This is a genomic window from Bacillus sp. FSL K6-1033 (genome assembly GCF_038630765.1).
GTDB lineage: Bacteria > Bacillota > Bacilli > Bacillales > Bacillaceae > Bacillus > Bacillus altitudinis.
In genome coordinates, this window is record NZ_CP152041.1 from 1,896,634 (window position 1) to 1,911,094 (window position 14,461).

Annotated in this window: 15 protein-coding genes; 4 read left to right on the plus strand and 11 right to left on the minus strand. The window is 41.0% G+C overall.

Annotated features, from left to right (window positions below; all coding sequences use genetic code 11):
• Positions 1-23: 23 nt before the first annotated feature.
• Positions 24-1,184 (plus strand): ROK family transcriptional regulator, encoded by a 1,161-nt coding sequence (locus tag MHH31_RS09515; RefSeq protein ID WP_035703222.1) that lies wholly within the window; start codon positions 24-26, stop codon positions 1,182-1,184.
• Positions 1,185-1,230: 46 nt separating this feature from the next.
• Here the strand turns inward: MHH31_RS09515 and MHH31_RS09520 are convergent, their stop codons facing one another.
• The 3 genes from MHH31_RS09520 to csaA all read right to left on the minus strand — a co-directional run bounded on the left by MHH31_RS09520 (position 1,231) and on the right by csaA (position 5,104).
• Positions 1,231-2,838 (minus strand): glycoside hydrolase family 43 protein, encoded by a 1,608-nt coding sequence (locus tag MHH31_RS09520; protein ID WP_058336755.1) that lies wholly within the window; start codon positions 2,836-2,838, stop codon positions 1,231-1,233.
• A gap of 24 nt (positions 2,839-2,862) precedes the next feature.
• Positions 2,863-4,254: an MFS transporter gene (locus MHH31_RS09525; protein WP_058336754.1), complete on the minus strand. Its 1,392-nt coding sequence runs from the start codon at positions 4,252-4,254 to the stop codon at positions 2,863-2,865.
• A 517-nt stretch (positions 4,255-4,771) separates the two neighbouring features.
• On the minus strand, positions 4,772-5,104 hold the full coding sequence (csaA, locus tag MHH31_RS09530) for a chaperone CsaA (protein ID WP_017367427.1): 333 nt from the start codon (positions 5,102-5,104) through the stop codon (positions 4,772-4,774).
• Positions 5,105-5,371: 267 nt separating this feature from the next.
• On the opposite strand from csaA, the gene MHH31_RS09535 reads away from it, so the two are divergent.
• A complete protein-coding gene (locus MHH31_RS09535; protein ID WP_007500681.1) occupies positions 5,372-5,851 on the plus strand; it encodes a hypothetical protein in 480 nt (159 codons plus the stop codon).
• Here the strand turns inward: MHH31_RS09535 and MHH31_RS09540 are convergent.
• The 7 genes from MHH31_RS09540 to MHH31_RS09570 form a co-directional block, all read right to left on the minus strand.
• Positions 5,848-7,473 (minus strand): YndJ family protein, encoded by a 1,626-nt coding sequence (locus tag MHH31_RS09540; protein WP_058336753.1) that lies wholly within the window; start codon positions 7,471-7,473, stop codon positions 5,848-5,850. The genes MHH31_RS09535 and MHH31_RS09540 overlap by 4 nt on opposite strands.
• Positions 7,466-8,071, minus strand: coding sequence for a DUF4166 domain-containing protein (locus MHH31_RS09545; RefSeq protein ID WP_058336752.1), 606 nt, complete (start codon positions 8,069-8,071; stop codon positions 7,466-7,468). Before MHH31_RS09545 ends, MHH31_RS09540 begins: the two co-directional genes overlap by 8 nt.
• Positions 8,034-8,915 carry a hypothetical protein gene (locus MHH31_RS09550; RefSeq protein ID WP_058336751.1) on the minus strand — a complete coding sequence of 294 codons (882 nt, stop codon included), beginning with the start codon at positions 8,913-8,915 and terminating at the stop codon, positions 8,034-8,036. Before MHH31_RS09550 ends, MHH31_RS09545 begins: the two co-directional genes overlap by 38 nt.
• A gap of 151 nt (positions 8,916-9,066) precedes the next feature.
• Positions 9,067-9,639, minus strand: a complete 573-nt coding sequence (locus MHH31_RS09555) for a TetR/AcrR family transcriptional regulator (protein ID WP_008346533.1) — start codon at positions 9,637-9,639, stop codon at positions 9,067-9,069.
• 3 nt (positions 9,640-9,642) lie between these two features.
• Complete coding sequence (locus tag MHH31_RS09560) at positions 9,643-10,362, minus strand: MBL fold metallo-hydrolase (protein ID WP_058336750.1); 720 nt, start codon at positions 10,360-10,362, stop codon at positions 9,643-9,645.
• A gap of 38 nt (positions 10,363-10,400) precedes the next feature.
• Positions 10,401-10,877 (minus strand): GyrI-like domain-containing protein, encoded by a 477-nt coding sequence (locus MHH31_RS09565; protein WP_046526860.1) that lies wholly within the window; start codon positions 10,875-10,877, stop codon positions 10,401-10,403.
• A gap of 53 nt (positions 10,878-10,930) precedes the next feature.
• A complete protein-coding gene (locus tag MHH31_RS09570; protein WP_058336749.1) occupies positions 10,931-11,854 on the minus strand; it encodes a YafY family protein in 924 nt (307 codons plus the stop codon).
• A gap of 118 nt (positions 11,855-11,972) precedes the next feature.
• Between MHH31_RS09570 and MHH31_RS09575 the strand changes: the two genes are divergently transcribed.
• The gene (locus tag MHH31_RS09575) at positions 11,973-12,497 is read left to right on the plus strand and encodes a hypothetical protein (protein WP_035391760.1); all 525 of its coding nucleotides are present in this window, start codon (positions 11,973-11,975) and stop codon (positions 12,495-12,497) included.
• A 35-nt stretch (positions 12,498-12,532) separates the two neighbouring features.
• Here the strand turns inward: MHH31_RS09575 and czrA are convergent, their stop codons facing one another.
• Positions 12,533-12,862, minus strand: a complete 330-nt coding sequence (gene czrA, locus MHH31_RS09580) for a Zn(II)-responsive metalloregulatory transcriptional repressor CzrA (RefSeq protein WP_007500691.1) — start codon at positions 12,860-12,862, stop codon at positions 12,533-12,535.
• A 187-nt stretch (positions 12,863-13,049) separates the two neighbouring features.
• On the opposite strand from czrA, the gene MHH31_RS09585 reads away from it, so the two are divergent.
• A complete protein-coding gene (locus MHH31_RS09585) occupies positions 13,050-14,375 on the plus strand; it encodes an APC family permease (RefSeq protein ID WP_017359483.1) in 1,326 nt (441 codons plus the stop codon).
• Positions 14,376-14,461: the final 86 nt, after the last annotated feature.

Consider the following 14,461-nt stretch of genomic DNA (forward strand, 5'->3'; position numbering starts at 1 on the left):
ACGAAACAAATGGAGTGGATACAATGGATATTGCGGATCAGAACTTTGTGAAAAAAATAAATCAAAAGCTATTGCTAAACGAAATTCTGCACCATGCACCAATTTCCAGAGCAAAATTATCTGAACGCACTGGGTTAAATAAATCGACCGTTTCTTCTCAAGTGAGTACATTAATGAAAGAACACCTTGTTTATGAAATCGGTCAAGGCGAATCTAGCGGCGGAAGAAGACCCGTGCTTCTCATGTTTAATAAACGTGCAGGTTACTCTATCGGCATTGATGTCGGTGTTGATTATGTCAACGGCATTTTAACAGACCTTGAAGGGTCGATTATTCATGATGAGCAGCTCAAGCTCCCATCCAGCACACCTGATGTGACCGTCCGTATATTAATTGAATTGATTCAGCAGTTACGTTCGCACATTCCTTCTTCTCCATACGGGCTGATTGGTATAGGGATTTGTATACCAGGTCTGGTCGATGCAGATGAACAAATTGTGTTTACGCCTCATTCAAAATGGAAAAATGTCGATCTGAAAACAAGTCTCCAAGACACATTCCAAGTACCGGTTTTTATCGAGAATGAAGCAAATGCCGGTGCGTACGGTGAAAAAATCTTCGGTGCCGCTAAACATTATGACCATCTGATCTATGCAAGTATCGGCACTGGTATTGGAATAGGCATCATTATCAATCATCATTTATATAGAGGCACAAACGGTTTTTCTGGTGAAATGGGACATATGACGATCGACTTTAATGGACCGACATGTAGCTGCGGAAATCGTGGTTGCTGGGAACTGTATGCATCTGAGAAGGCACTGTTCCAATCGCTCCAAACAGATGGTCAGCCATTCACCTATCAAGATATTGAGCGGCTGGCGAAGTTAAATGATATGAAGACACTCAATGCCTTGCGTAACTTTGGCTTTTACATTGGGGTAGGTCTCACAAACGTTCTGCATACCTTCAACCCACAAGCCGTTATTTTACGAAACAAGGTCATTGAATCTGAGCAGGCCGTTCTAAGTGTCATTCAAGATGAAGTATCCTCTAGAATGGATGCACAATTCAGCTCACGGGTGGAGCTGCTCCCTTCGTCATTAGGACAAAACGCACCAGCCTTAGGGATGACATCTCTTGTCACTGAAGCTTTTTTGCGTGATGTCACGCCTTCACCATAATGGAATACATGTTAAAGAGAGACAGCCTTTAAAGTGTTGTCTTTTTTTATTCAGTTGTTTCTTCGTATCGAAAATACTTAAAATCGGCAGGCAGACGTTCGCCGCTTGTGTCTTGGCACTGCATTCCGACAAAAGCCCCTGTAAAGAACCCCCCTCCCCGAATAAAATCATCTGATAAATGGGTCGATTCAAGCGGTACATCTATTTTTTCCCACTCTTGTTGATCAAAAGAATAAGAATACGTGTACGTCTCTCTCTGAACGGTCACTTTTAAATACACATACGGAATCTCGTCTGGGATGATGATTTTTTTGATTAGCGGCTGAGAAAAGGCCAGATTTTCACACACAGATAACTCAAGGATACGGCCAAGCGCCTCGTCATAAGTCACCTGAAGTGCAGTCCAATTTTCCGTATTATAATAATTCACAAGACCTGCCGCTTGCTGAAAGTTTTTCGGAAAGAAGGAAACCGCTGTCTCTGCTTCAAAATAAAAGCTTTGCCAGCGCCTCGCAACAAACGCTTGGGTAAATTTAGACGTTAAAGATTCCTGCCCATACAGCCTTAAATGATGAGGATTTTCCGTCACTGAACCAATCTGATCCGTAAATGGGATTCTTAATGTTTGAAAATGTCTATTTAACGATGAATCTTTAAATTCATCGACTATGTGATAGGTTGGAGAGAACTCTTTTACGCTCATCGCAGGCGCTTCAACCTCTAGGAGCCCCTCTTTTCCGCCTACCACATACGGCCAGCCATCTTTCCATTCAAGCTTTTGTATGGCTGTCTCTCTTCCTAAAGGGCACCAGCCTCTTTGCTGAAAAATGGATTCCTTACTTGAATGAATTGGGCGGCCAGTCAGATGAGCCATATACCATTCATTTGTATGCGTTTGTACAATGGAAGCATGCCCGCATTTTTGTAGTGGATGGCTAGGCGCATGAAAAGCCGTTAAAATTGGGTTGTCAGGATGAACCTCGTACGGCCCATCAATACGCGAGGAACGGGCGATTGTGGCTGCATGTTCGTAACGTGTTCCCCCTTCAGCTGTTAATAAATAATAGACATCATTGATGTAATAAAGATGCGGGGCTTCTGTCAGTTTGATTGGCGTGCCTTTAAAAATGACCTTCCGCTCACCGACCAGTTTTTTTTCAGATACACTATATTCCTGCAAGGCTATACCTGCAAAGGAGTGATGTTTTTCTCGATGGTCCCACAGCATATTCAACACGTATTTCTTTCCGCTTGGATCATGGAACAAGGAAGGATCAAACCCAGAACTATTGAGCCGAACCGGATCGCTCCACTTGCCATCTACTTCGTCAGCTGTGACCAAATAATTATGACCATCCTTAAACGGACCATCTACTACTTTAATATCTGAATAGATGAGCCAAAACTGACCATCCGCATAACTTAAACACGGTGCCCAAACCCCGCCGGAATCAGGATTTCCTTTCATATCGAGTTGAGAAGTTTTTTGCAATGGACGCGCGACGAGCCGCCAATGGACGAGATCCTTCGAATGATAAATTTGCACCCCTGGGAACCATTCAAATGTAGAAACCGCCATGTAATAATCCTCTCCCGCACGGCAAATACTTGGGTCAGGGTTAAACCCTTTGAGCACTGGATTGGTAATATTCATTGAATTTCCTCCTTTTTCAGAGAGCTACATTTTAAAGTCGTCCATATGATCGATATACACCTTGTCTCTATTCTCAAGCTCTCGTATGACTTTTTTATGTTTTTCTTCATCTAGGTTATAAAAATTAATATCAACCATCGCTAAAATTAGTAAGCATACAGGAATCACCGTTGTCGTGATTAAAATGCCCAGTAAAGCTTCTGGTGTTTGCACTTGGTTTGCAATATAACCAAATCGGTCAAGGACAAGCCCTGGAACGATGCCGCCTAAGGCCATCCCAAATTTAAAGAAGAAGCCAATCACTGCGTAGATCAGTCCGCCCATCCTTTTCCCTGTTTTATATTCGCCATATTCAACAGTTTCAGGAATGAGTGCCCACATGTAAGCACCTGCTGTAATACTCCCTGCAGCCGCAACGAGCCTGAAAACAAGTATTAAAGTGATTTGACTCGGCGGGATCACAAGTAAGGCAAGAAGGCCTACAATATTCAGCAATAATGAATAATTCAGCAGCTTTTTCTTTCCTAACAACTTGTGCAGCTTAGGAATAAACGGCAACACCATTAAAGCTGGCAGACTGCCAATCAGGCCGTACCACTTCACTAAATCTTCTCTGCCGAGGTTATATGTCACATAATAGATCCCGACTGAGTTGCTGATCGAGTTCACACCAAAGATAATGATAAAGAAAATGCTTAACACAACAAGCGGACGATTCACTCGTAACTGGACAAAGAGATCACTGAACTTGATCTTTTCCTCTGGCTTTTGAAGCGTGACGCGCTCATTCGTACTCTTAAAACAGAAAATCAGTAATCCGCCCCCAAGTACACCGAGAAATGCCATTGTGATCTGCCAGCCAAGTGCTGTATTTCCTGTTGTATCACTCAAAAACGTCGCAAGAAACGGAACAAAAAAAGCAACAACTAAACCACCGAGATTTGCAAAAAGCATACGAACAGACGTAATACTGACGACCTCTTGGTTATTTCTTGTCATTGCGGAAGTTAAAGCACCATAAGGAACATTGATGAACGTGTATGTAAGCGATAAACCAACATACGTGATGTACGCATAAATGAGTTTTCCCATTTCGGAAAAATCCGGTGTCGTAAAACAAAGAATGGCAAGAACGGCAAAAGGTAATGCACCAAATAACAAATAAGGTCTAAACCGGCCAAAACGGCTGTTCGTTCGGTCAACCATCGCCCCAATAAACGGATCTGCAAGCGCATCGATGGCCCGAACCACCAAAAACATCGTCCCTGCTGCTGCTGCTGATAATCCATAGACATCCGTATAAAAAAATAATAGATACGTAGAGACAGTTGCATAAATTAAATTACATGCGAAATCTCCTGAAGCATACCCCACTTTTTCAGACATACGAATCTTCTTTAAATTCTCACTCACCATGAGTTTTCTCCCTTCTTCACTTAGCCTCTTCTAACGGACAGATGGTGCAGGGCAGCAGCAATCAATAGGTCGAAAATAAAGCGCTTTCAATTCGTTGTAAAAATGAAGCTGAACATCTCTTTCTTTCAGCTTAGCCCACATAGCAGCAAATCATTCGCTTTAAACAATAGATCAATAGATGATCACCATCTTAGTTTATCGATTAAACAAACTAAGATGAATTCATTTTATAAAATATGATCTGACTTTTCAATATTTTTTGAAAAAATAATCCAAATAATTGATTTCTTGTCATTTTTTCTATGATATGAGGATATGAACCTTCTTTTTTTCTTCCAAAAACAAAGAGAACTCAAATAATGGTTGCATTCATACCAATCCCATGCTATATTAATCAAGCGATGAGCTGAATTGTGTAAGTCGGGTAACACGTCTCTTTGAGACACACACGAATGTGGCGTGTGGTTATTCCGCCTCAATACGCAAAAGACATCTTCTGATGAAGATGTCTTTTTTCTTACCCTATTTTGGTGCCATTTTCAACCGGCTCATCAGTGGCAAGCAGGACAACGTCTTCTTTTGACGGCATGCCTCCTAAGACAAGCACCTCTGATTTAAACCCAGCAATTCTTCTTGGCGGGAAATTGACCACTGCAATAATTTGTTTCCCAGTGAGATTCTCAGCCTGATAACGTTTTGTCAGCTGTGCACTAGATTGTTTTATGCCAATCTCATCCCCAAAGTCAATCTTCAGCTTGAAAGCAGGCACTCTTGCTTCTGCAAAAAATTCTGCTTCTACTATCGTCCCAACGCGAATGTCTAACGCTAAAAACTGTTCAATATCTGCCATTAAAATCTCTCTCCCTTTCAATCTTTCATAAAAAAGGTCACATTTTTCTTCTGCTAGATGACCACTTGTTTTCCACTAATTTCTTAATTGTAGCACACCCTACTCTTCTAAAAGAAAGGGTTAAAAAGCCTATTCATTGAAAATCCTTTTTAGTTTACATAATGATTTTATAGTAGTCTATTAAATGTTTGCATCATGAAAATGAATTCGGTAAAATGGCAAATAATCCTACTGCTTCCTCTCGAATATTTCGGGGAGGGTTAACACTTGTTTACATTATCAGATATGTGGACGTTTTGCTGGTCGTTTTTCGTCATTCTTCCTATCGTTGCCATCTTGCATCAGCTGGGTCACATTGTAGTCGCCTGGCTGTTTGGAGCAAAGGTTTCGTTTGCGCTTGGCAGAGGCAAAAAAGTATTGAAAATAGGCGTCGTTGAAATTAGAAGAATCTATTTTCTAGATGCATTTTGCCACTATGAAGAAATGAGGAGAAATAACCGTTTCTCACACATTCTTGTCTACTTAGGCGGATCATTATGCAACCTGCTCAGTGTTCTCATATTGAACACAATGATCGCCAACGATTTCCTGCCAGAACATCAATTTTTCTATCAATTTGCTTACTTCTCAGTCTACTATGTATTTTTTGCTTTACTGCCAGTACAGTATGCAGATCATCATCCGAGTGATGGGCAAGCGATTGTGAACATCATTCGTCACGGTGAACCATGCGACATCATTGATTAAGATGAGTGGCTTTCACTGTCGATTTGATACTGAATCGTTAAAAAAGGAATACCGAATAGCTTCATTTGATGAATTGCTGTGAGACTTTTTTCCGTCTCCGGTTTCATATGAAAGCTTTCTTCCATTGGCAGTTTCATGGTGATGAAAGACGTATGCAAATACAATCCTTCATCACCCGTACTGCCATTTGAACTTTTACTTTTTAATAGAAAATCTTCCTTTTCATTAAAAGGTTTTAAAATAGCCGTAAGCTGTGAAAAAGGAAGCGGCAAAGCAATATTCATATAGACTGTCTCTTCATCATGGTGCTGGGCATAGAGCGCATAAAAGACTTGCTCGCCTTTCTCATTGCGCCTGATCCACACACGTACATTCTTCCTTTCTTCAAGAGGATGTTGAAATCTTGAAAGACTCCCCGGCATTTCATATGGCATTCGTGATGACCCTAAATAGAGCTGTCCTATTTGTCTAAAAACAGGTTGAAGCAAAAAGACAAACGGCCTTACCCACCAATGAAAACAGACGGCTGCTTTTAACGTAAAGGACATCGGGTCCTCATAAAATCTGCGAATAACCGGTGACACACTCTCTGCTGAAAATGCCTTTCCATTTAATTGGTCAAGAGAATCGACTAAACCAATCTTCTCATCATGCTGCATGTCGTCATGTTGAAAAGACATGATCTGAAAACGACCGTGAACTCTCGATACCGGAAAATCCTTCTGTTTCAATCGATCAGCTGGTCTTTCAATCAACCATCCAATGAGGCCTGGTAAAATAACCAAACTTGCATTGATACTGCCATGAAACCAAATCATTTGATCCATGCTGATGTAGGTAACATGTAAAAGCATTCCGGCAGAATAAAGGAATGATAGGACGATCGTTCCCATTAACATGATGCTAGAAAACACAACAAACCCTTTTGCGACAGTTGAACGAAAAGAAGTTTTCATACACAAAATTCCATACAAATAAAGTGCGATCACATACAAAATGACGCTGAACGTATCAAACAGGCGAGAATAGCTGATTCCAACAGCTATCATCACTGGCGACAGTAAAATAACCCAGCCACCCACTTTGTATAGCGTCGTCTCTTTTTTCCGCTGCCTTCCTAATAAGCCATAAAAGATTGGGATAAAAAAAGCCGAATAATGAAAATGAATAGCTGTCAAAAGAACAATCATCGGTGAAAATGTCATCACTTGTATATCTGCTATGTACAGCCAGAACCAAAGCCCACCTAGAGCGATATACATACATGCGCCATCGATCATCAGCTCATGAAGCGGATGAGCCCCTCTTTTCAGCAAACGGGTGAAACCAAATAAAGCCAGAATCATTGTAAAGAAAAGCCATCCCAATGCAAGCCAAAGAGAATGATAGATGAATGCGCCTGTTGCACATAGAGCTGCTACTGGAAAGGCTTTCATTATGAAGCCGATCAGCCCCTCCTGCTGCCGTTTCTTCTCTTCCTGATAAAAAAAGTGTAAGAAAGCGGGAAGAAAAAATAAAATCGCAATCAAAACAAAAAATTCTGGTATGGGAGCTGTCGTCAAACTTGTAAAGAGAAAGCAGGACATCAACACGATGCTACACATCAAATGCCATTTATTCATAAGGTGACACCCTTTCCGTAAACCGGCCCTTATAAGTAAAAAGAGTGCCAAAAAGGCGATTTTTCACTTGAACATCAATCGTATACTCACCTGCACGCTCGTCGTACCCTTCTGTTACATCAGATTCACCGTAAAGCCAAGAAGGCAGTGGCCACTCCCGCCCAAACAGCAAAAACTTTTGCTTACCTGATTGAATGTGCAAGAACCCTTTTTCCGTGACTGTAAAATGAAGCTCTGACACAAGAAGCCTAGGTTTTCCAAAGTAGTCCAGTACTTGATGGCTCTTCTGATCAATGATCATATCTGCATCAAAATGTCTTTCCTTGTCAGGAAAATAGAACGTTCGAAACCAGTGCATCCCTTCTTCTCCCTTACTTGTCGTAAAAGGCTTGTTCACAATTTGGAAGGGAATATTTCGCCCTCTTTCAGGAAAAAAAAAGCGAAACAATGGGCCGATTTTGAATAACAATCGGATGAGCTTTGTCCCGCCTCCTATTTCCTCCATGATGCCTTCGGCCGTAAACGCGCGGTTATAACGTTCTTTTAATGTTGGATGCAGCTTATCGTAGTCCTTTACTTGATGATGATGAACGACCATGTCTACCTCCCCTTTTTCGTTTGATCGAAAACACATCTACACAATCTTTTAAGTTGATCATTCCTGCAACAGATAAAATCAAAAATGCACTCAGCACCAGCGGCTCGTGCAGAGTCGTTTCTGGCGATAAAATCCCTATACCAAGCATCAGCAACAGAAAGATGCTTTGAAGGATGAATATATATTTCTTTGGCAGTTTAGGCATGAGCCATGATACACCTAATAGCGCATAAAACAATCGAAATCCGGTGCTATGTTCAAAAGCAGAAGGTGAAAAAGGAATGATCGCTTGACATAACCAGACGATAGCAAACAACAAACAAATGCCATAATGGGCAAGTGTTCTCTCTAGCAGCAACCGGGGATGCGTGCCCTTTTCAAGCCACGTCTTTAATGCGCCAAAGCTAAAGGCAGTCATAAACCCCATCATTGGTCGAAAAAACAAACGGTCTGCCCATTTCCACCCTTTTCCTTCCTTTGTTTCATAATCAAATTGCGTTTGAAACACAATGTGATCATTCGTTTTCATGTATTTCCAGTACCCTCCGCCTTCTTTGATGAAAGACAAAGGGTGTGATGATTTAAATTGAAGTGAGGATGCTCTTTCATGACGCTCATCCTTCACGCTCGTTCGATACGCTCCTGTCCCAGTTACACTAATGCCGAATCCAAGGTGTTTCTCATACAAAAAGGATTGGGGCTGTTCATCACTAGGTCCATTTAATGAAATGGTCGAAAATCGCAAATCCCATTGTTCATGAAGCTTTGGATTTTGCGTATACTCCCATACTTTTTCAATAGGTGCTTGAATGGTTGTTTCCACATAAACAGGCTTTCTTTTCATCTGCCTCTACTCCTCTATGTGAATTATTTCACATAATAAGCATACCATGTTTCACAAAACTGTCAAATCTTTATTGGTTTTTTGCCCAAAAAATGTTTTGATTTGTTTACGTCTCCTTCATCATATCGGTTCGATACATAAAAAAGACCTGTCAATGAGACAGATCTTCTTGCTCTTTGATGCCTGCAATATAAAGACGGACCGCATAGCTCACACTATCTTCAAGCTGTTCTTTCCGTTGAAATCCTTTTTTGTTTGAAATATCTCCAAAACCGTGCAGTAAGCTTCTGAGCCCTCTCACGACATGCGTCATGTCCTCTTCTTTTACACCAAAACGAGACATGATGGATTGGACAAAATCAGCAAGATTCTCTGCAGCCACACTGACTTCTTTTTCATTCATATGTGAAAAAGCAGCCTCATAAAGACCGGGATGCTGACGAACAAATTGAACATATTGTCTTGCAAATGCTAAAACAGCGTCTTCTTTTTCCAGCCCCGCTGTTACTTGTTTGCCGGCCTCACAAAGCATTGTCAGCCCCTTGACAGCAAGAGCTGCCTGTATTTCATGAAGACCAGATATATGGTTGTAAAGAGATGGTGGTCTGATGTTAAGCCGTTTGGACAATGTAGCAATAGTCAAAGCGGAAAAGCCCTCTTCATCGACAAATTCGATGGCAGATTCAACAATTTTTTCTTGTGTGATACCCATTCTTGGAGACATGGCTTACTGTCCCCCCTTTTGTAGCTGCTGCTTCCTTTTTTCGATAGCGGCTCTGAGCTTTGCCTCAGGCTCTATGATGAGATCACCATGCCCTGCTGCGAGACAAGACAAGGGAAGTGCCAGTAATTTTTCAGCGCTTTTTAGTGCTGTTTCTGCATCCCAAGTGGCAAAAGCCGGGAATGGGAAGGTGAAGCGAAACTCACCCGTTACAAATAAACCGCCTTTTGTCACAACTGCATCACCCGCAATGACAACCCCTGACTTTTCATCGTATAAAGAGATGCTTCCTGGTGTATGTCCTGGTGTGGCAATGACTTTCAGGGACCCAATCTCGTCCCCTTCTTCAACAAGCACGTCTAGTTTTGTGTGAATGTCTTTTGAAAAACTGCCTTTGACTTTTTTCTCTGGCTCACCAGGAAGTAAAGAGAAATCGCCAGCAAACAGGCGAGCATCTCGTTTCGATAAATAAACAACTGCCTCTGGAAAAGCCTTTTTCACTTCATCTAGTGCGCCAATATGATCCATATGACTATGAGTCAGAATAATTTTTTTAATGGGTTTGTTTAATTGATGTGCCAATTCAATTATCGAGCTTGCTGCCATTTTCAAAGCTGCATCAATTAAGATGAGTTCATTCTCTTCCTCAAATACATAACAATTTACCGGAAAAATACGCGGCATTAATGTAAGCTGGTGCAAACGGTCAAATGTTGTCAATCTCATCTTGTTTTCCCCCTAAAACTAATGTCGTTAGTTTTATATTAACTAATATCATTAGTTTTAGCAACTATTTTTTCATCGACAGCAATATAAATATCAATTTGCGCTTCTTTTGGATCAATCGATCGTTCGTCGTACCATTCAAAATCGCCAGTATATGTTCGCAAATAACGCTGATCCCAACTCCAAATCTGCTGCCATGTTTCAAACACAACTTCTTCAATCGGGCCCTTTCTCGTTTGAAATCTTGCGTAGGTGGAGCCTGGAATCTCTTTTGCATCTTGTGCTAGCTGCTGGTCAACCAATTGCCCCGCTGTGAACAAATAAGCGCCATTTTCATCCTTTTCATAATCTGAATACAGCCCTATGACTGGCGCATGTCCTCCGCGAAGCTGCTGCGTGAAAAATTGCTGCCAAAGCGGTGCAATCTTCCGCTCGTTTGTTTGCTCCATTTCGTTTGTTGTTCGAACAGATAATCCCTTGATCCATTGTTTCTGTAAAATCACGATATCGTACATACATTCTCATCTCCTTTTTTCCATCATATAAAAAGAAACCTGACAACATTGTGTCAAGTTCCTTTTGGTTTTTGAAATTGTTTCAACTTGAGATCAAACGCTTCCCGAACGGATGGCGGAGAGACAATCTCGATATCTGGCCCTAAATAAAAAAGAAAGCTATATAACCAATCATCCTGAGGCAACGTGATTGTGGCAAGATACGTACCATCTGCACATACGGTGAATTCATTTTCATCTATCCATTCCTTCACTTTACCAACAGAATCTTCAGTCAACCTGAGCGTTAGTGTACTGACGGAAGGTTCTTCGTGCCAAGAATCATTCCAAGGCTTTTCTTCATTTTTTATTCGTTTAGAAAGAAAGGATACTGAATGCGTGATAAGGTCTGACATTCTTTTGAGTTTAAACAGGCGAAACGCTTTTTTCACGCAGCAATACGCATACAAATACCAGTGTCTTCCTTTTAAGACAAGTGTATAAGGCTCTACTTTTCTAGGAAGTGTTTCGCCTTTTGCATTGCGGTAGGTGAACTGGATATATTGATGCGCTGAGGCAGCGGTATGAATGAGCTGGAGCTTCTTTTCTAAGTAGCTGTCTTTCCCCCAAGAGCTTAAATCAATAAATACATGTTGCTGTTTTTCATTTTGAGACGGAATCAGGGATTTCATTTTCTTTAGTACATGTTCACTTTCTTTAAAGGTGTATGCACTCGTAATGCTTTCAAGAGCTGTTAAAATCAGTTCAATATCATCATCGGTGAATAATTTTTTCTCTAGACGATAGTCGTCAACGAGTGAAATTCCACCCCCTGCGCCTTGTTTTGTGACAACTGGAATCCCCGCTTGATTAATCGTATCAATGTCACGGTATATGGTTCTTACGCTCACTTCATGTAGTTCAGCGAGGTCTTTCGCCTGTACTTGCCGTTTGCTAATCAGTATCATCACAATGGACAAAATGCGATCAATTTTCATGACTTTTCCTCTTTTTCATAAATATAGGTTTTGATTTGATAAAAAAAGAAAGAATGGTAATGATAAGTAACAGCCAGCATTCGTTTACATCCCTGCCTGTGCAGGAGGAGGTTGCATCATGACACATCACGTATGGCAGTTGTTCATGATCGGGATCGTCATGCTCGTCTGGATCATCATTCGAATGAATCGAATGAGACGCTATCAGCTTGTGCGCCCGGTAAATCTTTTCATGAGAATGTATGTATTTAGTCTCACTGCCCTTATTCTCTTATCAGAAGGATGGCAAAATCACAGTATTTTTATCTATGCCGTCATTGGCATGATTTTCGGGAGCAGTCTCGCCGTTCACGCCTATCAGACGATTCAGATGAAATTAGAAAATGGCCGGCTGTATATGAAAACAAGTAAATGGATTGAAAGCTTTATTTTATGTTTGTTTTTATCTAGGCTTGCATTTAAATCGGTCAATCTGACAACACATGCGATCACCAAAATGGATATTGTTGAATTGTATCAGCATATTGTCAGCGATGATGCGCTGACAATACTCAGCTTTTTCCTTCTAGCGGCTTACTATATTGTGTTTTCTTATCAAATGATGAAAGCAAATAAACGATCAACCCAAGTACATCATGCATAAAAAACCTTCCTATATAAAAGTAGGAAGGTTTTTTCTCAATCATGCTGTGCATGGTGTATCATTTGTTCAAGCACTTCCATCACATGCTGATCTTCAGGACTGTAAAAAATCGAGGTCCCTGCTCGTCTAGATTTCACGAGACGAAGATTTTTTAAAAAGCGCAGCTGATGAGATACGGTTGATTGCATAAGGTTTAGTGTTTCTGCTATATCATTTACTGAATGTTCACCTTGAGACAGCAAATGCAGAATACGAATACGCGTCGGATCAGATAAGGCTTTAAATGTTTGGGAGACAAGAAATAGACTTTCTTCGTCCAGCTCCATCCGTTCCTGTTCTTGATTTGTATTCAGTTCTTCCTTCATTTCGCTTCACCTTTCTTGTCAGTCAACTCACGACTTATTCTATGTATCATCATATACCAAAACGTGTAGCATGCAAAGCTTCCACACCTTTTGAAAAAAGATTTATTCAAATAGCATTGACACGTGGTAGCATTCTTTTTAAAATGAGCATTATTTATTCATTTTTTTAGAGGAGCTGATAGGCAAATTGACTGAAGAGCCAAGACTAAAACGCAGCCTGACTGTTTTTCCACTTGTTGTGATCGGGCTTGCTTATATGGACCCACTTGTCGTATTTGATTCATACGGCATTGTTGCTCAGCTGACGAAAGGACACGTTGCTGCAGCTTATATCTTTACTTTACTGGCATTACTATTGACAGCGCTTAGCTATGGGAATATGGTGAAGGCTTTTCCAAAAGCAGGATCTGCATATACATACGCGCAAAAAAGTATTCATCCTCACGTCGGTTTCCTTGTAGGCTGGACACTATTGCTGGACTATTTATTTTTGCCTATGGTGAATTTTGCAATCGGAAGTGCATATTTAACCGCAGCCTTTCCTGATGTACCTCATTACATTTGGATCATCATACTTGCTATCGCCATAACGACTGTCAATGTGATCGGTATACGTCTTACAGCCAACATTACAGCGCTATTTGTGACCTTTCAGGTGATTGTCGCTGTGACATTTGTTGGGTTTATTATTTATGGGCTCACGCAGCATGCAGGCACGGGAGAGATACTGTCAACCCGTCCGTTTTATTCAGCGAGCTTAGATCCCGCCCTTATTTTTTCCGGCGCGACGATTTTATGTTTTTCTTTTCTAGGATTTGATGCGATTTCGACCATGTCTGAGGAAACAATTAAACCAAAAAGAACGATTCCTCTCGCCATATTTTTAACGGTCGCTATTGGAGGTGTGCTGTTTACCCTCACCTCTTATTTTTTACAGCAGGTGTTTCCAAATTTTCAACAGTTCAAGCATCCAGATGCGGCATCACTTGAAATTGCAGAATTTGTGGGCGGCGCGTTTCTCCACTCATTCTTTTTAGCCGGCACCATGGTCGCTGTCATCTCTTCCTCCCTATCATCACATGCGAGTGCCGCAAGACTCTTGTATGCGATGGGAAGAGATCAATCATTACCAAAGCGTTTCTTCGGTTATATTCACCCAACATTGAAAACGCCTGTATTTAATATTTTATTAATTGGTGTTTTTTCGTTAACCGCAGTTGTTGGTGAGCTTGAGGTCATTTACTCGTTTATCAGCTTCGGGGCATTAATTGGATTTACGTTTGTTAACTTGTCTGTTTTCGCTTACTATTTCATCAAACAAAAACAAAGAGGTGTATTAAACACACTGAGGTATGCCATCATCCCTCTTTGCGGAACGGCTTTTTGTATTTGGCTCTTAACAAGCATCAGTACAAATGCATTAATCATCGGCATGGTGTGGCTCATGATCGGTTTTGTTTATTTCTGCTATAGACTGAAAACAAGAACAGAATTTACGTTTGGCTATGATTGAATATAAGGTTTTCACTTGGTATCCTGTGCAGGATATGGCATAATATAAAGGCTGTACTTCCCTTTTAAAAGCGGGGCAAAACAGGG

Coding starts and splice junctions, on each gene's coding strand:
- MHH31_RS09515 (WP_035703222.1), top strand. CDS start 24: ATGGATATTGCGGATCAGAACTTTGTGAAAAAAATAAATCAAAAGCTA.
- MHH31_RS09520 (WP_058336755.1), bottom strand. CDS start 2,838: ATGAATATTACCAATCCAGTGCTCAAAGGGTTTAACCCTGACCCAAGT.
- MHH31_RS09525 (WP_058336754.1), bottom strand. CDS start 4,254: ATGGTGAGTGAGAATTTAAAGAAGATTCGTATGTCTGAAAAAGTGGGG.
- csaA (WP_017367427.1), bottom strand. CDS start 5,104: ATGGCAGATATTGAACAGTTTTTAGCGTTAGACATTCGCGTTGGGACG.
- MHH31_RS09540 (WP_058336753.1), bottom strand. CDS start 7,473: ATGAATAAATGGCATTTGATGTGTAGCATCGTGTTGATGTCCTGCTTT.
- MHH31_RS09545 (WP_058336752.1), bottom strand. CDS start 8,071: ATGGTCGTTCATCATCATCAAGTAAAGGACTACGATAAGCTGCATCCA.
- MHH31_RS09550 (WP_058336751.1), bottom strand. CDS start 8,915: ATGAAAAGAAAGCCTGTTTATGTGGAAACAACCATTCAAGCACCTATT.
- MHH31_RS09555 (WP_008346533.1), bottom strand. CDS start 9,639: ATGTCTCCAAGAATGGGTATCACACAAGAAAAAATTGTTGAATCTGCC.
- MHH31_RS09560 (WP_058336750.1), bottom strand. CDS start 10,362: ATGAGATTGACAACATTTGACCGTTTGCACCAGCTTACATTAATGCCG.
- MHH31_RS09565 (WP_046526860.1), bottom strand. CDS start 10,877: ATGTACGATATCGTGATTTTACAGAAACAATGGATCAAGGGATTATCT.
- MHH31_RS09570 (WP_058336749.1), bottom strand. CDS start 11,854: ATGAAAATTGATCGCATTTTGTCCATTGTGATGATACTGATTAGCAAA.
- MHH31_RS09575 (WP_035391760.1), top strand. CDS start 11,973: ATGACACATCACGTATGGCAGTTGTTCATGATCGGGATCGTCATGCTC.
- czrA (WP_007500691.1), bottom strand. CDS start 12,862: ATGAAGGAAGAACTGAATACAAATCAAGAACAGGAACGGATGGAGCTG.